Origin of the sequence: Enterobacter sp. CP102, from assembly GCF_025152625.1 — a bacterium.
Classification (GTDB): Bacteria; Pseudomonadota; Gammaproteobacteria; order Enterobacterales; family Enterobacteriaceae; genus Enterobacter; species Enterobacter soli.
This window is the reverse complement of record NZ_CP104014.1, coordinates 2,418,433-2,442,322: the sequence shown is the minus strand read 5'-3', so window position 1 is coordinate 2,442,322 and position 23,890 is coordinate 2,418,433. Positions and strand designations below refer to the sequence as shown.

Sequence of the window (23,890 nt, the reverse complement as noted above, 5' to 3'; positions counted from 1 at the left end):
TCGCCCTCTTGCTTACGCACAATGAACAGAAAAGTGAATATAAAACAAACAGATATCTTACGTAGTGTTGTACGGGGTTTTTGGAATTATGGGGATGCAGTTGAAAGGATAGATAAAAAAGCGAACCCCCGACCCGGGAATGGAATAGTGGCTCCGCTTTATGTGTTACTAATTGTAACTTTTACCGAAATTTAATACTCCATAGTGGGTATTAAAACAATTCGAGGGTGATTAATTTATCAAGATGCTTATTAAAGGCAGCATTGTCCATTTCAGCCATATTTAAAACGTATATCCCGTCCAGACCGCAAACCAGCCCAATCAGACGCCAGGCAATATTTTCTGCCCGGTCTGTCAGGGTAAATTCTTTTGCATCAGCGCCGCCCTGGATAATGGCCACCGTTTCCTGGTGCCACATTTCCATCGTCAGGATGTAGGCGCTTTTGATTTCCGGATCACGGCTCGCGAGGATTTGCGCTTCACGCCATAGCCTGATGTACGGCTCAAATCCGCCGTCATCGCTGCCCAGCATTCCGTGCAGGCGTTCCCGCCAGTTGGCGTTTTCGGCAACGATGTCTGCATCCAGCAGGGTGCGGATCAGCCGGACAAAGGCGAGTGATTTTAATTCGCCGCCAGATGCAAAGTGGTGGTGAACTTGCCCGGTGGCAACGCCCGCTTCGGTGGCGATGCGCCTTACCGTCATAGCGGCCAGCCCTTCGGCTAGCGCCACGCGCATGGCCGCCTGAAGTATCTCTTCCCGCCGTTCGTCCTTGCTCAGATAACGCATTTTTACTCACTCTTAATGGAGATGAAACGAGTATAACAAAGAGCTGGACATGTGTTCAACTTTGCGTAGGATCGCATTCTGGACATGTGTCCAGGTTTGAAATGAAAAGGACATTTATGTTTCGTCAGTGGTTAGCGTTAGTGATTATCGTGCTGGTCTATATTCCGGTGGCGATTGACGCAACGGTGCTGCACGTGGCGGCACCGACATTGAGCATGACGCTTGGCGCAAGCGGCAATGAATTGCTGTGGATTATTGATATTTACTCGCTGGTGATGGCGGGGATGGTGCTGCCGATGGGCGCACTGGGTGACCGCATCGGCTTTAAGCGCCTGCTGATGATTGGCAGCACGCTGTTTGGTCTCTCGTCGCTGGCTGCGGCGTTTGCGCCCTCAGCGGGCTGGCTGATTGCCGCGCGGGCTTCTCTGGCGATTGGCGCGGCGATGATCATTCCGGCCACGCTTGCCGGGATCCGCACGCTGTTTATCGATGCCCGGCATCGCAATATCGCGCTGGGGGTATGGGCCGCCGTCGGTTCAGGCGGCGCCGCGTTTGGGCCGCTTATCGGCGGGATGCTGCTTGAGCATTTTTACTGGGGCTCGGTCTTTTTAATCAACGTACCGATCGTGGTGGTGGTGGTTTCACTGGCGGCGCGATTTGTCCCGGCACAACGAGGGCGACCGGAGCAGCCGCTGAATATCAGCCATGCCATCATGTTGATTGTCGCCATCTTACTGCTGGTGTATAGCGCCAAAACGGCGCTGAAAGGCGCACTTGCTCCGTGGATGGTGGCGTGTACGCTGCTCACCGGCGCGGTGATGTTGTTTGTTTTTGTGCGCATTCAGCTGCGCGCCCGGGTACCGATGATCGACATGCGCTTGTTCTGCCATCGCATCATCTTAAGCGGCGTGGTGATGGCAATGACCGCCATGATTGCGCTGGTGGGGTTCGAGCTGCTGATGGCTCAGGAGCTCCAGTTTGTTCACGGTTTTACGCCGTTTGAGGCCGGGATGTTTATGCTGCCACTGATGGTGGCCAGCGGGTTCAGCGGCCCCATTGCCGGGGTGCTGGTCGGGCGTCTGGGGCTGCGGATTGTGGCCGCAGGAGGCATGGGGTTGAGCGCGATAAGTTTTATTGGCCTGTCGTTGCTCGATTTCAGCACCCAGCAGTGGCAGGCGTGGAGCCTGATGGTGTTGCTGGGGTTTAGCGCCGCCAGCGCGCTGCTGGCCTCTACGTCCGCCATTATGGCTGCTGCGCCGAAAGAGAAAGCCGCTGCCGCAGGGGCTATCGAAACCATGTCCTATGAACTGGGTGCCGGGTTGGGTATTGCCATCTTCGGCCTGCTGTTAACCCGCAGTTTTTCGGCATCGATTACCCTGCCGGACGGGTTAGCCCCGGCGCTGACCGACAAAGCCTCATCGTCAATGGGTGAAGCGGTGAAGGTCGCCCAGGAGCTGACGCCCGCACTGGCAGATTCGGTGATCGCCGCGGCGAAAACGGCATTTATTACCTCACACAGCGTGGCGCTGGGCAGTGCCGGCGGCATGTTGTTGCTGCTGGCCATCGGGATCTGGTTCAGCCTCGCAAAGGTGAACCCGAACTCGTAGCGTGTTGGCGTGAAAAGGGGATGTGGGCTATGATTTTTAAAGGATTATCAGACCCACGCTGGATTATATGAACCTGCTCAAAAGCAGTGAAACATCGTCCGCATCCCCCCGGGCAATCTTGCTGGCGGGTAGTGCGCTTGGTGTGGTGTTCGGTGATATCGGCACCAGCCCGCTCTATACCTTCAAAACGGTACTGTCGTTGTCCGGGCATGACCCGACACCCGCGGTCATTTTAGGCCTGCTTTCCCTGATTACCTGGACGCTAATCCTGGTCACCTCGGTTAAATATGCCGCGTTCGCCATGCGCATTGATAACCACGGCGAGGGTGGCATCATGGCGCTAATGTCATTGCTGGTTGAAAAGGGAAAAGGCGGGCGCTGGGTGATATTCGCAGCGCTTATCGGGGCAGCACTGATTTACGGTGACGGGGCAATCACCCCGGCCATCTCCGTGCTCTCTGCGCTTGAAGGCTTAGAGATTGTGATCCCGGAGTCTAAACCTTTTATCCTGCCTGCAACGGTTGCCATTTTACTGGCGCTCTTTTTTATTCAGCCCTTCGGCACTGCCAGAATTGGCAAAATTTTTGGCCCGATCATGGCGTTGTGGTTTTTCACCATCGCCGCGCTGGGCGTATGGGGCATAGTGCAGCACCCGGCGGTTTTACTGGCCCTGAACCCGTACTACGGCATCACCTTTTTACTCTCTAATGGCTTTACCAGTTTTCTGGTGTTAGGCGGGGTATTTCTCTGTGTGACCGGTGCGGAAGCCCTGTATGCGGATATGGGTCATTTTGGTAAGAAACCTATCTGGCTGGCCTGGTACGGGGTGGTCTTCCCCGCGCTGTTGCTCAATTATGCCGGACAATCGGCGCTGATACTGGCGGGTGCAGACAGCACCAAAAACGTCTTCTTTATGCTGTGCCCCGGCGCGCTCCAGGTTCCGCTGATCGTTCTTGCGGCACTGGCGACCATTATTGCCAGCCAGGCGATTATAACCGGTGCCTTCTCAATGACCCGCCAGGCAATCCAGCTGGGCTGGTTGCCGCGCTTACGGATCAAACAGACTGCCGCCGAAAGCTACGGGCAGATTTATATCGGTGCGATCAACTGGCTGCTGATGGTGGTGACCATCGGGCTGGTCGTGTTCTTTGAATCGTCCGATAAACTTGCCGCCGCTTACGGTATCGCCGTGTCGTTAACCATGCTGATGACCACCGGGCTGCTGTTTGTGGCCATGCGTGAAATTTGGCGCTGGAGCCTGTTCAGCAGTGCAGCGATCGCCATGGTGTTTTTCGTCATCGATACCAGTTTCTTATTCGCCAATATGATTAAAGTCCTTGAAGGGGGCTATATCCCGCTGCTGTTAGCCGCCGCCATCTGCACCGTTATGCTGATCTGGAATCGCGGGATTAAGGCGGTAGCAAAGGCGATTGGCGAGAAAGGGATCAGTGTCGATGGTTTCTTTTCGGCGCTGGTGCAAAAAGAGGTGCCCAGAGTGGCAGGCTCGGCCATCTTTTTAACGCGCACCCGGGATAACATCCCGCCGGTGATGCGCTGGCATGTGGCACGAAACCGCGCCTTGCAGCGTGAAGTGCTCTCCCTGACCATTGATATTCTCAACGTGCCTTACGTGGATGATGAACAGCGAATCGAAGTGATGCAACGCGCGCCGGGCTACTGGCACGGCATCGCGCAATACGGTTTTATGGAGCACCCGGACATCCCGCATTTGCTGCAAGGGATAAGTGAAATCAATGCGATATTTGCGACCGAGGATGCAACCTGGTACGTCGGGCATGAAACCATTGTTGCGGGTGAAGGCTCAGCGGGAATGGCGGTCTGGCAACGCCACATCTTTGCCTTTATGAAGCGCAATTGTACACATGTGATCAATCACTACCATCTGCCGAGCGACAGGGTGGTCGAAATCAGCCGACGCGTTGCGATATAGGTTCTGGCGAAAGCAGAGCACCTCTGCTTTCGCACAGTGTTATTGCTCCTGAGCCGCCGCCAGCACGCTGTGCAACAGTACATTCGCCCCTTTCTCTGACCATTCCGGCAGGATCTTTTCCGCTTCGTTATGGCTGATGCCTTTCACGCACGGAATGAAAATCATGCTCGCCGGAGCAATTTTGCTGACATAACAGGTGTCATGCCCCGCGCCGGATACCATCGGTTTTGATGAGTAACCCAATGCCGCCACGGCCTGCTCTGTACGGGCCAGACACTGCGGGTTAAAGGCAATCGGCGCGTAGTCAAAAATGCGTTCAACGGTCGCGGTAACGCCGCGTGCAGCCAGCGATCCCGCAGCCTGATGCAGCGCCGATTCCATCGCTTCAAGCGCATCCTGCGCCGGGTGGCGAAACTCCACGCTGCACACCACGCGAGATGGCACCACGTTACGTGAGTTCGGCGTAACCTGCGCCATGCCGATAGTGGCGCGACCATCAGGCTGATGCTGATAGCCAATCTCTTCCACCTTTAACGCCAGTTCGGCAAAGGCGGTTAATGCATCGCGTCGGCTGTGCATCGGGGTCGTACCCGCATGAGCGGCAAAACCGTCCAGGGTAATGGTAAACCAGCGCTGACCCATTGCGGCCCGCACCAGCCCGATATCAATGGCTTCATCTTCGAGAATCGGCCCTTGTTCGATGTGCAGTTCGTAACAGGCGTGAACCGGAAATGCCTGCGCAGGCTGTTCACCGCGATAGCCGATAGCCTCAAGCGCTTCACCAACGGTAATCCCCGCGTTATCGGCACGTTCATGGGCGTATGCTTCGCTGAACTGCCCGGTCCAGACTCCTGAAGATAGCATCGCCGGAGCAAAGCGTGCGCCTTCTTCGTTGGTCCAGTTCACCAGCACGATATCGCGCTCGGTTTCCAGCTGGTTATCGTTCAGGGTACGCAGCAGCTCAAGCCCGGCCAGCACGCCGTAAATCCCGTCGTAGTTCCCGCCAAGCGGCTGAGAATCAACGTGCGATCCGGTCATGACCGGAGCCAGAGCCCGGTTTTTTCCGGCGCGGCGGATAAACATGTTGCCCATGCTGTCCACATCACAGGTAAAACCGGCGTCCAGCGCCCAGTCGCGCAGCAGATTGCGTGCGATCCGGTCTTCTTCGCTTAACGCCAGACGGGTGACGCCACCGGCGGGCGTGCCGCCGATTTGCGCCATCATTTCCAGCGTAGCCCACAGGCGTTCTGCGTTTACGCGGATCATGCTTTGTCCTTTGTGCTGCGATAGCGGAAGTCGCAGCATGAACCGCCCTGCATGATGGTGGACGTGCGGGTCAGCTCCACATCCGGCGCATAACCCACAATGAATTTCTCATCGCGGGCGCAGGAGAGCAGATGCCCGATTTCGCCTAACCCCATCTCGTGATACATCTCGGCGTAGCGGCAACGGGTCACGTTGTAGTTGTACTGCTGATCGTCAGCGTCGATCACTTTGACGTCCAGCGCGTTGTCTTTCTCCCACAGATATTGCAGGGCGATAAAACTTTTCACATCCGCGCCGTCGGGCTCTTTGCTGGCGAATTCTTTACCCGCATCGATAGCGGCCTGTTCAATGGCCTCGCCAATCACCGCCTGGGCGCGGGTTTTCCCTATCTCGCGCACCAGGATTTCGTAAATTGGCTTAATAATTTCTGCTTCAATTTTGCGGCGGGCGAGAATGCCCAGCTCATTATTATCACTCATCACATTGCCTCACTGCGTTACTTCGCTTTGGTGCCGCCCAGTACGGTCTGCGGCTGCCATTTGCCATCCACCACTTTGTACACGGTGAAGGACGGCGCTTTCAGGTTACCTTCGTTATCAAACGCAATCTGTCCGGTGACGCCAGAGTAGTTAATGGCGCGCAGGGCAGGCAGGTAGTCAGACGGGTCGACGGAATTGGCTTTTTCCATTGCGGCAACCAGCACTCGGGTAGCGTCATAGGCGAACGGCGCGTGCAGCTCTATATGGGTGTGATAACGGGACTGATAGGCCTGCTCGAACGCTTTACCGCCCGGCATCTGATCAACCGGCAGACCTGGCTCCAGCGCCACAACGCCTTCACCTTCTTTCTGTGCCAGTTGCAGGAAGGTCTGGCTGACGAATCCGCCTGCGCCCATCAGGGTGGCGTTCATGCCGAGCTGTTTGATACGGCGAGCCAGCGGTGCGGCCTGGCTGTCCACGCCGCCGAAGAAGATCAGGTCAGCGTTTTTGCTGCGGATCGCGGTCAGAACGGCGCTGAAATCCACGGTTTTGTCATCAACGTACTGGCGGTCAACAATCTTCACGCCCTGGGCTTCCAGCGATTTAATGAATTCGTCGGCCAGACCCTGACCAAACGCGGTACGGTCGTCGATCACCGCAATGCGTTTTGCCTTCAGGGTGTTTACCGCGTACTGCCCGGCAAACTGGCCGCCGTCATCGTCATGGCCCATCACGCGGAAGCTGGTGTCGAAGCCCTGTTTGGTATAGGCGTGACCGGTGGCTACAGGGGCAACTTGCGCGATACCGGCATCATGATACACGCGCGCGGCCGGAATACTGGTGCCGGTGTTCCAGTGGCCCACCACACCTGCCACGCCGCTGTCCACCAGACGCTGCGCAACCGCTACTGCGGTGCGTGGGTCAGACTGATCGTCTTCGGATTGCAGTTTGAAGGTCACGGCTTTGCCGCCGATGGTCGGATGCTGTTTGTTGATATCGTCGATAGCTAACTGCGCGCCGTTTTCCAGATCCTTACCGATACGGGCAGACGGACCGGTTAACGGGCCTGCCAGGCCAATAACAACGGTTTCGTTATCCGCTGCCCATGCGCCCGTTGAGGCAAAACCACTGAGCAGAATGGCGGCGCTGAGCGCACTGATTTTTACTGTTTTCATTGTTTTCCCTGATGTTGGTTGGTGTGGTTAAACGGGCATTTCGCCCAAATAAATCTGTGCAATCTGGTCGTCGTCCAGCATGGCTTTCGACGCGCCGTGATGAACGATGCTGCCGCTGTCCATGACCCACGCGTTGTCGGTCACTTCCAGCGCCAGGCGCGCGTTTTGTTCAATCAGCAACAGGGCCACGCCGCGTTCGCGCAGCCCGGAAATGACGGCAAAAATGTTCTCTACCATTTTCGGTGCCAGCCCCATCGACGGTTCATCGAGGATCAGCAGGCGCGGGCGGCTGAGCAGGGCGCGGTTAAGCGCCAGCAGCTGTTGTTCCCCGCCGGAAAGCAGCCCCGCCAGCTGGTGCTGGCGTTCGCCAAGGCGCGGGAAGCGTTCAAATATCGCGTTCATTTCATGTTTGACTGTGACAGTGTCACGCCTTAGCCAGGCGCCCATCTGCAAGTTTTCCAGTACCGTCATGCGGGCAAAGATGCCGCGCCCTTCGGGAACCATCACCAGCCCGTCACGCAGCAGGGCCTCCGGCTTGTGTTTACGCACATTTTTGCCGCTGAAGGTGATGCTGCCGGTGAAACTTTCCAGCCCGGTAATGGCGCGCACGGTGGAGCTTTTCCCCGCGCCGTTGGCACCGATCAGCGTGGCCTGTTCGCCTTCGTGCAGGGTAAAGGAGACATCGCGTACTGCCTGAATGCCGCCGTAATGCACGTCAAGACGCTCAACTTTTAATAATTCAGACATGCGCGTTGCCTCCAAGCCAGGCGGCGATCACGGCCGGGTCGCGACGTACGCTGTCCGGCGTGCCGCTGGCGAGCGTTTTGCCATAATCAAGAACCGTCAGACGGTCGCAGATCCCCATCACCAGCTTGACGTCATGCTCGATCATCAACAGGGTTTTACCGTCGTCACGAATACGGGTAAGCAGTTCACCGAGTGCCACTTTCTCTGCCGCGTTCATTCCGGCAGCCGGTTCGTCGAGCGCCAGCAGCAGCGGATCGGTGGCCAGCGCACGGGCGATTTCCAGCCGACGCTGGTGGCCGTAAGCCAGATCGCAGGCGCGATAGTGGGCGAATTTTGCAATGCCGGTATATTCCAGCCAGTGCCAGGCTTGCTCGCGGGTGTCGGTTTCCTCTGCCCGTGCGCGTTTGTGGCGGCTCAGGGCAGCCCACAGCCCATTGCGGGTGCGTACATGGCGGCCGACCATCACGTTTTCCAGCACCGACATCTGGTTAAACAGACGCACATTCTGGAAGGTGCGTGCGATCCCGGCGGCAGTGACTTTCTCTATCTGTGTGGGGTAATAGGGTTTATCGGCAATCAAAAATTCACCGCTGTCGGCCGGATATAACCCGGTTATCAGGTTAAAGCAGGTGGTTTTTCCCGCGCCGTTAGGGCCAATCAGGCCGTAGATCTCACCCTTGTTGATTGAGAGTGAAACATCGTCCACGGCGGTCAGGCCGCCGAAGCGTTTGGACATGTTGCGAACGGTGAGCAGACTCATGCTTTTACCTCCTTGTGGCGCACCGGCCAGATCCCGGACGGACGAAGGAGCATCACCAGCACCAGCGCCAGGCCGTAAAACAGCTGACGGAGAATTTCCGGGTCAATCAGTACCGTGCCGAACAGCGCCTGCTGTACAGGGGCCGCCTGGCTGCGCAGCAGTTCCGGCAGGGCGGTCAGCAGCACCGCACCGAGGATAACGCCCGGGATGTGTCCCATACCGCCCAGCACCACCATTGCCAGTACGGCGATAGATTCCTGCAAGGTAAAGGATTCCGGCGAGACAAAACCCTGGAACGCACCAAACAGCGCGCCCGCCACGCCGCCAAAAGAGGCTCCCATGGCAAAGGCCAGCAGCTTATAGTTGCGCACATTGATCCCCATCGCGCGGGCCACGTCTTCATCTTCACGGATGGCGTGCCATGCGCGGCCAATGCGGGAGTGTTGCAGGCGCAGGCAGACGAAAATGATCGCCACAATCACCAGCATTAGCAGGTAGTACCACAGCCACAGTGCAGGCACCTTAACGCCGAACCAGTGATACACACCGCTGAACTTCAGTCCGAACAGGTTCAGCGTATCCACACCGGTAATGCCTTTCGCGCCGTTGGTGATATTGACCGGGCGGTCGAGGTTACGCATCAGGATGCGGATAATCTCGCCAAAGCCCAGCGTCACAATCGCCAGATAATCCCCGCGCAGCTTCAGCGTCGGTGCGCCGAGCACAATGCCGCACACCGCGGCAACGAGAGCGGCGAGTGGAATAATCAGCAGATACGACGTATGCAGCCCGTCCGGGAACCAGACTGCGAGGATCGGGAAGACCTCAAGCAGATGCGGTGAGGCCAGCAGGGCGGCCAGATACGCCCCCACGGCGTAAAAGGCGATAAAGCCCATATCCAGCAGCCCGGTGTAGCCGACAACGATGTTCAGCCCCAGCGCCAGCATGATGTAGAGCAGAGCGAAGTCGATCACCCGCACCCAGTAGTTACCGCCAAGCTGGCTGGCAACAATCGGGGCAAGCAACAGAGCGAGGCAAAACAGGGTCATTCCTGACCAGAATTTGCGGGTTGCGACAGGAGTCTGTAATTGTACGGTTGTCATAGTGTTCCTTACGCCCTGTGCGCCACACGTTCGCCGAGCAGGCCCGCCGGACGGAAGACCAGCACCAGGATCAGCACCATGAACGCAAACACGTCCTGGTAGTTACTGCCGAATACGCCGTTAGTGAGTTCGCCGAGATAGCCCGCGCCCAGCGCTTCGATGATGCCGAGTAAAATCCCGCCGACCATCGCGCCACGGATATTGCCGATACCGCCCAGCACGGCGGCCGTGAAAGCTTTGATCCCCGGTAAAAAGCCCATCGAGAAACTGGCGTTGCCATAGTTGCTGGCCATCATCACGCCCGCCAGCGCGGCAAACACGCCGCCAATGGCGAAGGTCAGGGTGATTATGGCGTTAGGGTTAACGCCCATCAGCGTGGCGACGCGGGGATTTTCGGCAACCGCACGCATCCCGCGTCCAAGACGGGTGTATTCAACCAGCAGCCACAGTGCAGTCATGACGACCAGCGCCAGCACCACGGTCACAATACCGGTTACGGTAACAATGGCTGGAGGGTGGGCTTCGCTGCCTGCGGTGACGGCAATCGGGTCCATCGGCAGGATCTGCGGGAACATCAGCGGATTGCGCGTCCAGACGATCATCGCCACGGTTTGCAGCAATACCGAAACGCCAATCCCGGAGATCAGCGGTGCCAGACGCGGCGCGTTGCGCAGGCGGCGATAGGCAAAACGTTCAACCGCCATTGCCAGCAGGGCGCAGATTGCCATCGCGATCAGCAGCGCAGAGCCCAGCTGAAGCAGCAGCGGCAGATGCGGGAAGGTGTTATTCAGGACGTTAATGGCAGAAAGCGTAGTAAGCGCGCCAACCATCAGAATATCGCCGTGGGCAAAGTTAATAATGCGCAAGATGCCATACACCATGGTATAGCCCAGCGCGATCAGCGCGTAGATGCTTCCCAGCATCACACCGTTGATCAGTTGTTGTATGAGTGTATCCAACGTTCGTACCCGACAAATTGCTCTTTCAGCGGCTACCATCTAATAATTGAATTAAATTGTAAAATACACATATATTATTTCTTATGATAAACCGGTATCGTTTTATCTTTATGATTTATATAAGATTAACAAAACCGTCTGAGCGGACTAACGGTCTAAAGAAATCAACATATGAATAAAACAGAACAATCGGCAGGCCAGTCTCTCTTTGCTGAAACCCGTCTTGCTAACGATCCACCCCTGCGGGCCGTGCGCGCGTTTGAAGCCATTGCCAGGCTCGGCAGCGTGACGCTGGCCGCGCAGGAGCTGGCGATTTCACCATCCGCGGTGAGTCACCAGCTCAGGGTGCTGGAAGGGTATTTGCAAATGCCGCTTACGGAGCGTCAGGGACGCAGGCTGGTGTTGAGCCAGCAAGGGCGAGATTACTACCGCTCGATCCGGGCCGCGTTTAACGTGCTGCGCCAGGCCACAGAACATCTGGTGGAACAGTCGCAGACGCGGCAGGTCACCATCAGCCTGATCCCGCTGTTTGGCATGGGCTGGTTTATCCCGCGCCTGCCTGCCTTTATGCGGGCGAACCCGCAGACTGAAATTAATGTGGTGTATGCCAACCACCGCAACTACCTGAGCGATGCCTCGGACATGTCGATTCGTTTTGGGAACGGGCAGTGGGCGGGCTATCAGAGTGAAAAACTGATTTCCGGGCAGATGGTACCGGTGTGTAGCCGGACTTTTTTGCGCATTCACGGGCACATCGACACGCCGGAACAGCTGCTGCAAATGCCGTTGCTGCATGATGAGGAGCGCAGTACCTGGCAGCAGTGGTTTATGTTACAGGGGGTAAAGCGCCCGCCACGTCGAAGCGGCCCGATGTTTGAAGATGGCCTGCTGACGCTGGCGGGTGTTCAGGCCGGGCTGGGCTGTGCGCTGATGCGCGAACCGCTTATCGCGCCGTATCTTGAGAGTGGGGAACTGGTGAAAGTTTTCGATTTACCTATCGATGACGGTCGCGACTATTACCTGTGCGTGCGCTCAGATACAGAAATGACCGAGGACGGAAAGCTCCTGCAAAACTGGCTACGCCGTGCGGCAGGCAGTGAACAGCCTACAGCGTAAGCAGACAGCTCTTATCCTGCGCTTCAATTTCCGCCCCGCTAAAGCGCGCGTATTGCCCGGTTAATCCCCAGAACGCGGGCTGGGTTTCGGTATAAATTTCGGCGGCCAGCACCAGGCGGCGACGTTCGTCTTCGCTCATCTCCAGCAGCGTCCAGGGAATGAAGTAGCGTGCGGAGGAGTTTAATTCAAACCACAGCGGGCAGCCGCAGCCCGGGCAGAACCAGCGTTCGCCGCGCGGGGAGGACGAAAAATGAGAAGGGGCGATGGAATCGTCCTCTACCAGAGGATGACCTTGCGCTTCCAGATACATGGCGACACCACCGGACCATTTCTGGCACAACGTACAATGGCAGGCATACACGTCGAAATTGGTGAGACTCACACTGAACTGACTCATCCCACACAAACAGCGTCCTTTGAATATGTGCATGGCGTACTCCTTTATCACGCCAGTAAAACCGGATAAAAAAAGCCAGCCACGAGGGCTGGCCTTTTTATACTGACAAATCTTAGAACTGGTAGGTCAGACCCAGTGCAACGATGTTGTCGGTAGAAACACCAGCAGCTTTGGTGAAGCTGTTGTCGTTAACCAGGTTGATTTTGTAATCAACATAGGTAGACATGTTTTTGTTGAAGTAGTAGGTCGCACCCAGGTCTACGTATTCAACCAGATCCTGGTCGCCGTAAGAACCAAGGTCTTTACCTTTGGATTTCAGGTAAGCGATGGATGGACGCAGACCGAAATCGAACTGGTACTGAGCAACAACTTCGAAGTTCTGTGCTTTGTTCGCGATATAACCGTCACCGAAGTTGGTCATGTTGCGAGTTTCGGAGTAGGTGGTTGCCAGGTAGATGTTGTTCGCATCGTATTTCAGGCCAGTCGCCCAAACTTCTGCGTTCTCACCGCCAGCATTGATGGTGCCCGCTACACGGCCAGCACGAACCTGGTTATCGGTACGGTCAGATTTCGCATAGGTCGCACCCACGCCGAAACCGTTCATTTCATAGGTAGAAGACAGACCCCAGCCGTCACCGTTCGCTTCGGTGATGTCACGGTCATCGTTTTTACCCTGGTACTGAGCTGCGAAGTTCAGACCGTCAACCAGACCGAAGAAGTCGGTGTTACGGTAGGTTGCAACGCCAGTAGTACGGCCAGTCATAAAGCCATCAGTCTGGGTCCAGGTATCGCCACCGAATTCTGGCAGAACGTCAGTCCATGCGCCGATGTCGTAAGCAACACCGTAGTTACGACCGTAGTCGAAAGAACCGAATTCGTTGAATTTCAGACCCGCGAATGCCAGACGGGTTTTGTTGCCGTCAGAACCCTGAGATTCAGAGCGGTTGCCCTTGAACTCGTATTCCCACTGGCCGTAACCGCTCATCTGGTCGTTGATCTGAGTTTCACCTTTGAAGCCCAGACGAACGTAGGTTTTGTCACCGTCGTTGCCGGAATCATCAGAGAAATAGTGCAGACCTGTTACTTTACCGTACAGATCCAGCTTGTTACCGTCTTTGTTATAAACTTCAGCCGCGTTTACAACGCCTGCCGCCAACATGGAAGTCACTGCCACTGCAACTAATTTAAGTTTCATCTTAAATAATCCTTATAATTTTCTTTAGGTATTTCCTGGGCCAAATTGAACGATTTCTAAACGAGGCTGTTCGTCAATGGCATGTTATTTTTAAAAATCTTGTAGCTTCGTTTCAATAATAAGTTTCAAAATATTAGCGATAATTTCAATTAGTGTGATCCTGATCTGAAAAATTGCCGAAAAATGGGCCGTTTTGACTAATTAATACACAAGAAAGCACTATTTTCAGCCGCGAATAATTGTCATGGGTATAGTTTTTGTGGGGTTCTATTTATCGCTGAAATTACAGGTGATGACGCGAGGGGTATTTGAGTTAATGTATATTTGATGGCGTTAAAACAGGAGGTTATGAGATTTGTTGCGTAATTGTTATACATTATTTTATGAAACATCCAGAAATAAACTATTGCAATAAGTGCTATATACAGGGTGAATATTCGCAGGGAATTAGTTGCGTGTCGTTGTCAATTAATGTCAATAATCGTGAGGGAGGGATTTACGAAAGGAGATAAATATAAACAGAATCTAAACCTATTAACTACGCGTCGTGTAAATATTTTGAGGCGCGATCACGTTTTATTTGTACAAGGATTACGCCGGACAGGGAGTTTGCCCGGCAGAGAGCTATCAGGCTTTATTTCGTGTGGCACCCCAGCACAGCAACGAGCCTGCGCAGACCATCAGAGCGCCTTGCCAGAAGGCGAAAGAGAGCGGTGCGTTGAGCAGTGCGGCGGCCAGCGCGGCAGATAACACGGGGGTAAAATAGGATACCGCCGCAAGGACCGTGACATTACCGTGCAAAATGCCGATATTCCACGAGGCATAGCCAAACCCAAGCGCAACGCCGCACATTAATAGCTTCACCACCACCGGGACGCTGAACACCATTTCCGGCTGGCTGCTCAGGGCATATTTCACCCACAGGCTCAGGGCGGTGAGCAATACGAAGAGGGTGATGCCATTTTGCCCTTTGGCAAATTTGCTGGTGACGGTGCAGTAGGCCGCCCAGATAAATGCCCCGGCAAACGCCAGTGCATAGCTCAGTGGGCTGGAGACAATATTGCTGATGATTTCATCAATATGCAGGCCATGTTCACCCCCTAATACCCAACACACACCCAGCAGCGAGATAGCTAATCCCGGGATCACCCACAGGGTTGATTTTTGACCATTAAACAAAATCGCAAACACGATGGTCAGGCTGGGCCAGAGATAATTGACCATCCCCACTTCAATCGCCTGCGGCCGCGTTGCCGCATAACCTAAAGACAGCGCCAGGCAAATTTCATAACTGACGAACAGGACACTGCCTGCAATAAGATATCGGATTGAGAAACGTCTGATGTCAGGAAAACCCACCGTCACCAGACACAGTAATCCGCTGATGGTATAAATCATTGCCGCGCCGCCTACCGGCCCCAGCCCTTCACTGACACTGCGAATAAGCCCGACCATCGTGCTCCATAACAGGATTGCCGCCAGCCCAATGAGCGTTGCTCTTTTTCTGTCCATTACCTTGCCATTGCCATCAAATATAAAGGAAAAATTTATAGCATTATTCCACGGTTTACCGCGAATAATTCTGTTAAGCGCTTAACCCAAAAGGATTATTCAATTTCGTCAGTCGCGACTATTAAGGGGGCGATGCCGTTCGACATTGATTTGACGCAAAAAAATCAGGGGCTTTGCTGTTAGTTTGCGGCGCGAAGTCTTATCAGAAAAAAGAGGACAGCAATGGACGTCAGCCGCAGACAATTTTTCAAAATCTGCGCGGGCGGTATGGCCGGAACAACTGCTGCGATGTTGGGATTTGCTCCCAAAATGGCACTGGCTCAGGCACGCAACTATAAACTGCTGCGCGCCAGAGAGATCCGTAACACCTGCACATACTGCTCCGTGGGATGCGGGCTATTAATGTTTAGCCTGGGCGATGGCGCGAAGAACGCCAAAGAAGCGATTTATCATATTGAAGGTGACCCGGATCATCCGGTAAGCCGTGGAGCGCTGTGTCCTAAAGGGGCCGGGCTGCTCGATTATGTTCACAGTGAAAACCGTCTGCGCTATCCCGAGTACCGTGCGCCAGGTTCAGATAAATGGCAGCGCATCTCGTGGGATGAGGCTTTCTCACGTATTGCAAAACACATGAAAGCCGACCGCGACGCCAATTTCATTGAAAAAAACGCGCAGGGCGTCACCGTCAACCGTTGGCTTTCCACCGGGATGTTGTGCGCCTCTGCGGCAAGTAATGAAACCGGGATGCTGACGCAAAAATTTGTGCGTTCGCTCGGGATGCTGGCGGTAGATAACCAGGCGCGCGTCTGACACGGACCAACGGTAGCAAGTCTTGCTCCAACATTTGGTCGCGGTGCGATGACCAACCACTGGGTTGATATCAAAAACGCTAACGTCGTCATGGTGATGGGCGGTAACGCCGCTGAAGCCCATCCGGTGGGATTCCGCTGGGCGATGGAAGCGAAAAACAACAACGATGCGACGCTTATCGTCGTCGATCCACGCTTCACGCGCACGGCATCGGTGGCGGATATCTATGCGCCTATTCGCTCCGGTACGGACATTACGTTCCTGTCTGGCGTGCTGTTGTACCTGATTGAAAACAACAAAATTAATGCTGAGTATGTCAAACACTACACCAACGCTAACCTGCTGGTGCGGGATGACTTTGCCTTTGATGACGGGCTGTTCAGCGGCTATGACGCGGAAAAACGGCAATACGATAAGTCGTCCTGGAACTACCAGCTCGATGAAAACGGCTATGCGAAACGCGATGAGACGCTGACCGATCCACGCTGTGTGTGGAATCTGCTGAAACAACACGTTTCCCGCTATACGCCGGACGTAGTCGAAAACATCTGCGGTACGCCAAAAGCAGACTTCCTGAAAGTGTGTGAAGTGCTGGCGTCTACCAGTGCGGCCGACCGAACCACCACGTTCCTGTACGCGCTGGGGTGGACGCAACACACCGTGGGTGCGCAGAACATCCGCACCATGGCGATGATCCAGCTGCTGCTCGGCAATATGGGGATGGCCGGTGGCGGGGTGAACGCGCTTCGTGGTCACTCGAACATTCAGGGGTTAACCGATCTCGGACTGCTCTCCACCAGCCTGACGGGTTATCTGACGCTGCCGTCGGATAAACAGCCAGACCTGCAAACCTATCTGGCTGCCAGCACGCCAAAAGCCACGCTGCCTGACCAGGTTAACTACTGGAGCAACTATCCGAAGTTCTTCGTCAGCCTGATGAAATCCTTCTATGGCGATGCGGCGCAGAAAGAGAACGACTGGGGCTTTGAGTGGTTGCCGAAATGGGACCAGGCCTACGATGTCATCAAGTATTTCAACATGATGGATAAGGGCAACGTCACGGGTTATATCTGCCAGGGCTTTAACCCGGTGGCCTCTTTCCCGGACAAAAACAAAGTCGTTCGCAGCCTGAGCAAGCTGAAGTACATGGTGGTTATCGATCCGCTGGTGACGGAAACCTCGAACTTCTGGCAAAACCACGGCGAGATGAATGACGTGGATACCGCGTCGATTCAGACCGAAGTATTCCGCCTGCCATCAACCTGCTTTGCTGAAGAAGATGGCTCTATTGCTAACTCTGGCCGCTGGTTGCAGTGGCACTGGAAAGGGCAGGATGCACCGGGTGAAGCGCGTAATGACGGCGAGATCCTGGCCGGGATTTACCATCGCCTGCGGGAGATGTACCGCACCGAAGGCGGCAAGGGCGTTGAGCCGCTGCTGAAGATGAGCTGGGACTACAAACAGCCGGATCACCCTGAATCTGAAGAGGTGGCGAAAGAGAACAACGGCGTTGCGCTGGCAGATCTCTATGACGCAACCGGCAACCTGGTAGCGAAGAAAGGGCAACTGTTGAGCAGTTTCGCGCTGCTGCGTGACGACGGTACCACGGCGTCTTCCTGCTGGATTTATGCCGGTAGCTGGACGGAGCAGGGCAACCAGATGGCCAACCGTGATAACGCCGACCCTTCAGGATTAGGCAATACGCTGGGCTGGGCCTGGGCGTGGCCGCTGAACCGCCGCGTGCTGTACAACCGCGCCTCGGCGGATATCAACGGTAAACCCTGGGATCCGAAACGGATGCTCATCCAGTGGAACGGGTCGAAGTGGACGGGTAACGACATCCCGGACTTCAACACTGCGCCGCCGGGTAGCGCAACGGGGCCATTCATCATGCAGCAGGAGGGCTTAGGCCGACTCTTTGCGCTCGATAAGCTGGCAGAAGGTCCGTTCCCGGAACACTACGAGCCGATGGAAACGCCGCTGGGCACCAACCCGCTGCACCCGAACGTGGTTTCAAGCCCGGTTGTGCGTATATATGAAGATGATGTACTGCGCTTAGGTAAGAAGGACAAATTCCCTTACGTGGGGACAACCTACCGTCTGACCGAGCATTTCCACACCTGGACCAAGCACGCGCGGCTTAACGCCATCGCCCAGCCGGAACAGTTTGTCGAAATCAGTGAAACCCTGGCAAAAGCGAAAGGCATTGCCAATGGCGATCGCGTAACGGTAAGCAGCAAACGCGGTTTTATTCGCGCCGTGGCCGTGGTGACTCGCCGCCTGCAATCGTTAAACGTGCATGGTCAGCAGGTGGAAACGGTCGGTATCCCTCTGCACTGGGGCTTTGAAGGTGTGGCGCAGAAAGGTTATATCGCCAACACCCTGACGCCGAACGTTGGCGATTCCAACTCGCAAACGCCGGAGTACAAAGCGTTTCTGGTCAACATCGAGAAAGCGTAAGGAGCGAATAAATGGCGATGGAAACACAAGACATTATTAAACGCTCCGCGACAAACGCCATGACTCCCGCGCCGCGCGCGCGGGATTTCAAGGCAGAAGTCGCAAAGCTTATCGATGTCTCTTCCTGCGTGGGCTGTAAAGCCTGCCAGGTGGCCTGTTCAGAATGGAACGATATCCGCGATGAAGTGGGGCACTGCGTGGGGGTCTATGATAATCCCGCCGATCTGAGCGCCAAATCCTGGACGGTAATGCGCTTTAGCGAAACCGACCAGAACGGCAAGCTGGAGTGGCTAATCCGTAAAGACGGCTGTATGCACTGCGAAGATCCGGGCTGCCTCAAGGCATGTCCGTCTGCCGGGGCAATCATCCAGTACGCCAACGGTATTGTCGACTTCCAGCAGGACAACTGTATCGGCTGCGGTTACTGCATTGCGGGCTGTCCGTTTAATATTCCGCGTCTCAACAAAGAGGATAACCGGGTCTACAAATGCACCCTGTGCGTGGATCGCGTCAGCGTCGGGCAGGAGCCTGCCTGCGTGAAGACCTGTCCGACCGGGGCCATCCACTTTGGTACCAAAAAAGAGATGCTGGAAGTGGGGCTGCAACGCGTGGACAAGCTGAAAGTGCGCGGCTATGAAAACGCGGGGATTTATAACCCGCAGGGCGTGGGCGGTACGCACGTGATGTATGTGCTGCACCACAACGACCAGCCGGAGTTGTACCACAATTTGCCGAAAGATCCGGCGATCGACACCTCGATCAACCTGTGGAAAGGGGCGCTTAAACCACTCTCGGCGGCAGGCTTTATCGCCACCTTTGCCGGGTTGATTTATCACTACATTGGTATCGGTCCAAACAAAGAGGTGGATGACGACGAGGAGGAGCATCATGAGTAAGTCATGGATTGTGCGCACAAAGTTTGTTGACCGCGCCTGCCACTGGACGGTGGTGATCTGCTTCTTCCTGGTGGCGGTATCGGGGATTTCGTTCTTCTTCCCGACGCTACAGTGGCTGACCGAAACCTTCGGTACCCCGCAGATGGGGCGTATTCTGCACCCGTTCTTTGGGGTACTGATTTTCGTCGTGCTGATGTTTATGTTCGTGCGCTTTGTGCACCACAACATCCCGGATAAACAAGATATTCCGTGGGTGAAGGGGATTGTCGAAGTCCTGAAAGGTAACGAACATAAAGTCGCGAGAGTGGGGAAATACAACGCCGGGCAGAAAATGATGTTCTGGACCATCATGAGCATGATTTTCGTGCTGCTGGTGACCGGGGTGATCATCTGGCGGCCGTATTTTGCGCACTACTTCCCGATTCAGGCCGTGCGCTATGCACTGCTGATCCATGCGACATCCGCCATCATTCTGATCCACGCCATCCTGATCCATATGTATATGGCTTTCTGGGTGAAAGGATCGATTAAAGGGATGATTGAAGGAAAGGTGAGCCGCCGCTGGGCGCAAAAGCACCATCCGCGCTGGTACCGGGATGTTGAACGCCTGGAAGCGAAGAAAGAGAGTACTGAAGGAATGAAGTAAGCGTTAGCGCCGTCGGCGTGGGTCGGCGGCGTTTAACAATTGCCAGTGCTTTAGACCATGCAGGCAAGTTATACTGAAAGCCTCAGTCCTGGTCAGGTATTGGTTAACAGCCTGTCAATAGCTGCAATAACATCATGACGAGAATCGCGTAAATTACAGATGAAGTCTTTTCGGTTAATTTTATGAGTATTGATGTTGGTGATCATTGGCGCATAAATAAGGAATGATTCGAATTCTATATTTATACCTGGCGCAAGAGGGCTATGCCATAATGGCAACTGATGATTTCGCATTAAAGGCACAATTACACGTGTTGCCAGATCCTCATAACAATCATCCTGAATAAGCATGTAATAAGGCAGTTTATCCCGGGTCATCGTAGAGGGGTTACGATAAACATTAAATTGTTTAAGCATTAAAACACCCTGAAAAACTCATCATCGGTAATCGTCCCGTTCTTCTCGACAAAATCATTCATTGTTTGAATAAACTGTCGGTCATGCTCTGATAGCTTACGCTGAGCGTTTGCGCGCCTGTGAGTAAGGGCTACGTGGCTTTGGGACGGACTGGATTGATGTTCATGAACTGCTGCTGAATCTTTCATTTTTCACCTCCTGTGTGGGTGCGCTCATTATCAACCTCTGCTACACAAAAACAATACTGTTCCCACTGGCAATATTATTATTGCGAGCACCATTCCAGATAACTGTGAACGTAATGACCTCTTTGCATTTTACAAAGAGGCCAGGGAATATCAGAAGCGTTCTTCGACATACCTGAAGGGGTATTTTGTGGGTTTGACTTTACCGATTTTACGCTTCGGCAATTCAACGGGTTCAACGTGCAGTTCTTTATACGGGATCTGGCTCAGCAGGTGAGAAATAATATTCAGGCGAACGCGTTTCTTATCTTCCGAGCGGGCGACAAACCAGGGCGCCCAGGCGGTGTCGGTGGCGGCAAACATGGCATCGCGTGCGACGGTATAATCATCCCACATATTGAAGGATTTAATGTCCATTGGGGATAACTTCCAGGTTTTACGCCCGTCGTTAATACGATCGCGCAGACGACGCTCCTGCTCTTTTGGGGTCACTTCCAGCCAGTATTTCAGCAGGATGATCCCGGCATCCACCATTGCTTTTTCCATCACTGGCGTGCCATCCAGGAACTTTTCAACCTGTTCCGGGGTGCAAAAGCCCATCACCCGCTCAACGCCTGCGCGGTTGTACCAACTGCGATCGAAAATAACGATTTCACCCGCCGCAGGCAGGTGGGGCACGTAACGCTGGAAATAGAGCTGACTTTTTTCTTTTTCGGTTGGGGCCGGTAACGCAACAACCCGGAACACGCGCGGGCTGACGCGCTCGGTTATCGCTTTAATCGTACCGCCTTTACCTGCTCCGTCACGACCTTCAAAGACAATGCACACTTTCAAGCCTTTACTGACGACCCATTGCTGAAGCTTAACCAGCTCAACGTGGAGTCGGCGCAGCTCTTTTTCATACTCTTTGGTTTTGAGAGGTGCATCTTTAACGACATCAACAACGACACTGGCTTTCTTTTTTTTACTGACCATCATTGTCATCCTCTTATTGTCCGGTCGCGGAATAAAGGGCCGTACTTTGAAGTGTAAACCACCTGAATTAATGGATTAACCTGTCAGCGAGCCGTTTTGAACTGGCTCACCATACAAGATTATTTAATAATAGTTGTCGCAAATTTTTAACAAGTGGTTGCGGTATGAAAAAGACTATTTTTTCGTTAGCACTTGGCACGTTTGGCCTTGGTATGGCTGAATTTGGCATTATGGGTGTGTTAACCGAGCTGGCGAAAGATACGGGGATTTCAATTCCCTCCGCCGGCAATATGATTTCGTTTTATGCTTTCGGCGTAGTGATCGGCGCGCCGATTGTTGCCCTGTTTTCCGGTAAGTTCTCGCTGAAATCGACGCTGCTGTTTTTAGTGGCGATGTGCGCGGTCGGGAATGCCATTTTTACCTTTTCGACCTCCTATACCGGGCTGGCGATAGGGCGCCTGATTTCCGGTTTTCCGCACGGAGCCATTTTTGGCGTGGGTGCCATCATCCTGTCGAAAATCGCCCCTCCGGGTAAGGTAACGCTCGCGGTTGCAGGCATGATTGCCGGGATGACGGTCGCCAATCTGGTGGGGGTCCCGCTCGGGACGTGGCTTGGGCATGAATACAACTGGCGCTACACCTTCTTATTGATAGCCGTGTTCGATGCGCTGGTGATCTTGTCCGTCATTTTCTGGGTGCCTAAGCTCTACGATAAAACGGAAACCCGGCTTAGCGAGCAATTTCATTTTCTGAAGAAGCCGGAACCCTGGCTTATTTTTGCCGCCACCATGTTTGGCAATGCCGGGGTGTTTGCCTGGTTCAGCTTTGTGAAGCCGTTTATGGTGAATGTCTCCGGTTTTTCCGAAGGGCTGATGACGGTGATCATGATGCTGATGGGGCTGGGCATGGTGTTGGGTAATATGCTGAGCGGTAAATTATCCGGTCGTTATAGCCCGCTGCGCATCGCAGCCACGACCGATATGGCGATCGTCGCCTCGTTGTTGCTGCTCTTTACGTTCGGAGAGCATCAGACCGCTTCCCTGTTGATGGGCTTTATTTGCTGCGCAGGGCTGTTTGCGCTCTCTGCGCCGCTGCAAATACTGCTGCTGCAAAATGCGAAAGGTGGGGAGCTGCTGGGTGCTGCGGGTGGTCAGGTGGCGTTTAATCTTGGCAGCGCAATTGGCGCCTATTTTGGGGGGATGATGATAACGCTTGGCTTTAGCTGGAGTTACGTCACCTTGCCGGCGGCCATTCTTTCGTTCTCTGCCATGACGTCACTGCTGATGTATGGCTACCTGAAAGCCAGGCGAAACCAGGCTAACGCACGCGCGCTAGCCTGATCCCCGTCAGGACAGCCAGGGTTCGCCCAGGGTCAACATCAACCGGTTGGCCCAGGCGAAAAAGGCGGCGGACTGAATCAAATCGAGTTGTTCCAGCGTATCCAGCGACTGTTTTTCCAGTGCCGCGAGGTGATGTGGCGTCACCGCGGGTGGCGTGACGGACAGCGCCGCCGCAAATTCAATTTCCGCCTGCCAGCGCGCAGACTGCCCTTCAATCAGCGACTGCCCTGGTCGAATGGCCAGCAGCGTTTCAACAGCATTGTCATCCTTCGATAACTGACTGGCTTTACGCGCATGGACAGATGCGCAGTAAATGCAGCCGTTGACCTTACTGGTGACCGTTGCCGCAAGCTCGCGTTCGGCACGGGGAAGGCCGCCCGGCGTATAAAAAATCCCTTTATCAGTCAGCGTGCGTTGTTCCAGTACCGGCAGGTTGCGCCCCAGCAGGCGGAAATAGTCAGAATCGGTGTGGCCAAATTTCGCGAGGATAGCCACCTCATCGTCGGTAAAATCGGCCAGCGGTTTTGCCGCAATCCACGGTTCCCAGCCGAGCTCCGCCTGGGTGAAGACCACTGGTGCGGCTTTGCCCGTTGCGGTGGTGTTTGTTGTGTGCCAGATGCCCGCCACAACCGGTGTATCACTGGCTGTAACCGGTTTATCGTTCAGCAAACGCAGCCCGGTGATAAGCCGGCTCTGGAAACTGACAAACGCGATAAGCTGCGCCAGCGTCACAATGCCTTCTTTGCTCCAGCCCGCCTGAGTCAGTGTTTTCAGGGCTGACGGAGTGGCTTCTACCGGAGAAAAAGTCAGCAAACGGGCGAAATTCAGGGCCGGAGTCAGACGCGCAGAGGTCGGGTCAGCCAGCCCAAATCCGGCGTAGTGCGCCGCCAGCGCGTCTGCGTTATGCCATTTCGCGACTTTTGCCGCCACGGCAAAACGTTCATCCAGCGGAAATGCCGTGTCCTGCTGGCTGAACAAGGTTTCGTAACTCCCCTGGGCATGACGCGTTGCGGCATCACGCGTGGCGCGGGCCTGTGCCAGAGCGGAACCGGGGGCGATCTCTGCCAGTTCGGCGAGAATATCCTGACTTAATGCCATCTGTGACTCC

The 23,890-nt window shown here is 54.7% G+C and carries 22 protein-coding genes; 7 read left to right on the top strand and 15 right to left on the bottom strand.

What is annotated here, in order from left to right; all coding sequences use genetic code 11:
• Nucleotides 1–211: 211 nt before the first annotated feature.
• Nucleotides 212–787, bottom strand: a complete 576-nt coding sequence (locus N1249_RS11550; protein ID WP_259829380.1) for a TetR family transcriptional regulator — start codon at nucleotides 785–787, stop codon at nucleotides 212–214.
• Between the two features lie 116 nt (nucleotides 788–903).
• Here N1249_RS11550 and N1249_RS11545 point away from each other — a divergent pair, with 116 nt between their 5' ends.
• Together N1249_RS11545 and N1249_RS11540 are read left to right on the top strand one after the other, a co-directional pair.
• Nucleotides 904–2,394, top strand: coding sequence for an MFS transporter (locus tag N1249_RS11545; RefSeq protein WP_259838104.1), 1,491 nt, complete (start codon nucleotides 904–906; stop codon nucleotides 2,392–2,394).
• Nucleotides 2,395–2,461: 67 nt separating this feature from the next.
• Nucleotides 2,462–4,345, top strand: coding sequence for a potassium transporter Kup (locus tag N1249_RS11540; protein ID WP_259829378.1), 1,884 nt, complete (start codon nucleotides 2,462–2,464; stop codon nucleotides 4,343–4,345).
• A gap of 39 nt (nucleotides 4,346–4,384) precedes the next feature.
• Here N1249_RS11540 and N1249_RS11535 read toward each other — a convergent pair whose 3' ends face one another.
• The 7 genes from N1249_RS11535 to N1249_RS11505 are packed head-to-tail and all read right to left on the bottom strand — an operon-like array spanning nucleotide 4,385 to nucleotide 10,834.
• Nucleotides 4,385–5,611 carry a Zn-dependent hydrolase gene (locus N1249_RS11535; protein WP_259829376.1) on the bottom strand — a complete coding sequence of 409 codons (1,227 nt, stop codon included), beginning with the start codon at nucleotides 5,609–5,611 and terminating at the stop codon, nucleotides 4,385–4,387.
• A complete protein-coding gene (locus tag N1249_RS11530; RefSeq protein WP_259829375.1) occupies nucleotides 5,608–6,090 on the bottom strand; it encodes an L-2-amino-thiazoline-4-carboxylic acid hydrolase in 483 nt (160 codons plus the stop codon). Before N1249_RS11530 ends, N1249_RS11535 begins: the two co-directional genes overlap by 4 nt.
• Before the next feature lie 17 nt (nucleotides 6,091–6,107).
• Entirely contained in the window at nucleotides 6,108–7,265 is a 1,158-nt protein-coding gene (locus N1249_RS11525; RefSeq protein ID WP_259829373.1) for a branched-chain amino acid ABC transporter substrate-binding protein, read from the bottom strand.
• 27 nt (nucleotides 7,266–7,292) lie between these two features.
• On the bottom strand, nucleotides 7,293–8,012 hold the full coding sequence (locus N1249_RS11520) for an ABC transporter ATP-binding protein (RefSeq protein WP_217186697.1): 720 nt from the start codon (nucleotides 8,010–8,012) through the stop codon (nucleotides 7,293–7,295).
• Complete coding sequence (locus N1249_RS11515) at nucleotides 8,005–8,772, bottom strand: ABC transporter ATP-binding protein (RefSeq protein ID WP_259829371.1); 768 nt, start codon at nucleotides 8,770–8,772, stop codon at nucleotides 8,005–8,007. The genes N1249_RS11520 and N1249_RS11515 overlap by 8 nt, the downstream gene beginning before the upstream one ends.
• Nucleotides 8,769–9,875, bottom strand: a complete 1,107-nt coding sequence (locus N1249_RS11510) for a branched-chain amino acid ABC transporter permease (protein ID WP_014070366.1) — start codon at nucleotides 9,873–9,875, stop codon at nucleotides 8,769–8,771. Before N1249_RS11510 ends, N1249_RS11515 begins: the two co-directional genes overlap by 4 nt.
• An 8-nt stretch (nucleotides 9,876–9,883) precedes the next feature.
• Nucleotides 9,884–10,834 (bottom strand): branched-chain amino acid ABC transporter permease, encoded by a 951-nt coding sequence (locus N1249_RS11505; RefSeq protein ID WP_259829370.1) that lies wholly within the window; start codon nucleotides 10,832–10,834, stop codon nucleotides 9,884–9,886.
• A 171-nt stretch (nucleotides 10,835–11,005) separates the two neighbouring features.
• On the opposite strand from N1249_RS11505, the gene N1249_RS11500 reads away from it, so the two are divergent.
• Nucleotides 11,006–11,950: a LysR substrate-binding domain-containing protein gene (locus N1249_RS11500; RefSeq protein ID WP_259829368.1), complete on the top strand. Its 945-nt coding sequence runs from the start codon at nucleotides 11,006–11,008 to the stop codon at nucleotides 11,948–11,950.
• On the opposite strand, the gene N1249_RS11495 is transcribed toward N1249_RS11500, so the two are convergent.
• The 3 genes from N1249_RS11495 to yddG all read right to left on the bottom strand — a co-directional run bounded on the left by N1249_RS11495 (nucleotide 11,940) and on the right by yddG (nucleotide 15,054).
• The gene (locus N1249_RS11495) at nucleotides 11,940–12,380 is read right to left on the bottom strand and encodes a GFA family protein (RefSeq protein ID WP_259829367.1); all 441 of its coding nucleotides are present in this window, start codon (nucleotides 12,378–12,380) and stop codon (nucleotides 11,940–11,942) included. The two genes, N1249_RS11500 and N1249_RS11495, sit on opposite strands and share 11 nt — an antisense overlap.
• Before the next feature lie 79 nt (nucleotides 12,381–12,459).
• Nucleotides 12,460–13,542, bottom strand: a complete 1,083-nt coding sequence (gene ompC, locus N1249_RS11490) for a porin OmpC (protein ID WP_259829366.1) — start codon at nucleotides 13,540–13,542, stop codon at nucleotides 12,460–12,462.
• Between the two features lie 627 nt (nucleotides 13,543–14,169).
• Nucleotides 14,170–15,054, bottom strand: a complete 885-nt coding sequence (gene yddG / locus N1249_RS11485; protein WP_259829365.1) for an aromatic amino acid DMT transporter YddG — start codon at nucleotides 15,052–15,054, stop codon at nucleotides 14,170–14,172.
• Between the two features lie 222 nt (nucleotides 15,055–15,276).
• On the opposite strand from yddG, the gene fdnG reads away from it, so the two are divergent.
• Genes fdnG through fdnI form a run of 3 tightly spaced genes read left to right on the top strand, consistent with a single transcriptional unit; the run spans nucleotide 15,277 to nucleotide 19,866 of the window.
• A complete protein-coding gene (gene fdnG, locus N1249_RS11480; protein ID WP_259829363.1) occupies nucleotides 15,277–18,324 on the top strand; it encodes a formate dehydrogenase-N subunit alpha in 3,048 nt (1,015 codons plus the stop codon).
• Nucleotides 18,325–18,335: 11 nt separating this feature from the next.
• Nucleotides 18,336–19,220, top strand: a complete 885-nt coding sequence (gene fdxH / locus N1249_RS11475; RefSeq protein ID WP_259829362.1) for a formate dehydrogenase subunit beta — start codon at nucleotides 18,336–18,338, stop codon at nucleotides 19,218–19,220.
• Nucleotides 19,213–19,866 (top strand): formate dehydrogenase-N subunit gamma, encoded by a 654-nt coding sequence (fdnI, locus tag N1249_RS11470; RefSeq protein WP_259829360.1) that lies wholly within the window; start codon nucleotides 19,213–19,215, stop codon nucleotides 19,864–19,866. Before fdxH ends, fdnI begins: the two co-directional genes overlap by 8 nt.
• A 92-nt stretch (nucleotides 19,867–19,958) precedes the next feature.
• Here fdnI and N1249_RS11465 read toward each other — a convergent pair whose 3' ends face one another.
• From N1249_RS11465 to ppk2, 3 genes are all read right to left on the bottom strand, one after another.
• On the bottom strand, nucleotides 19,959–20,282 hold the full coding sequence (locus N1249_RS11465; RefSeq protein WP_259829358.1) for a CcdB family protein: 324 nt from the start codon (nucleotides 20,280–20,282) through the stop codon (nucleotides 19,959–19,961).
• Complete coding sequence (locus N1249_RS11460) at nucleotides 20,282–20,470, bottom strand: type II toxin-antitoxin system CcdA family antitoxin (RefSeq protein WP_259829357.1); 189 nt, start codon at nucleotides 20,468–20,470, stop codon at nucleotides 20,282–20,284. Before N1249_RS11460 ends, N1249_RS11465 begins: the two co-directional genes overlap by 1 nt.
• Before the next feature lie 150 nt (nucleotides 20,471–20,620).
• On the bottom strand, nucleotides 20,621–21,442 hold the full coding sequence (gene ppk2, locus N1249_RS11455; RefSeq protein WP_259838102.1) for a polyphosphate kinase 2: 822 nt from the start codon (nucleotides 21,440–21,442) through the stop codon (nucleotides 20,621–20,623).
• Nucleotides 21,443–21,606: 164 nt separating this feature from the next.
• Here ppk2 and araJ point away from each other — a divergent pair, with 164 nt between their 5' ends.
• The gene (araJ, locus tag N1249_RS11450; RefSeq protein ID WP_259829356.1) at nucleotides 21,607–22,782 is read left to right on the top strand and encodes an MFS transporter AraJ; all 1,176 of its coding nucleotides are present in this window, start codon (nucleotides 21,607–21,609) and stop codon (nucleotides 22,780–22,782) included.
• A 6-nt stretch (nucleotides 22,783–22,788) separates the two neighbouring features.
• Here araJ and N1249_RS11445 read toward each other — a convergent pair whose 3' ends face one another.
• Nucleotides 22,789–23,880 carry an alkylhydroperoxidase domain protein gene (locus N1249_RS11445; RefSeq protein WP_259829349.1) on the bottom strand — a complete coding sequence of 364 codons (1,092 nt, stop codon included), beginning with the start codon at nucleotides 23,878–23,880 and terminating at the stop codon, nucleotides 22,789–22,791.
• Between the last annotated feature and the right edge of the window lie 10 nt (nucleotides 23,881–23,890).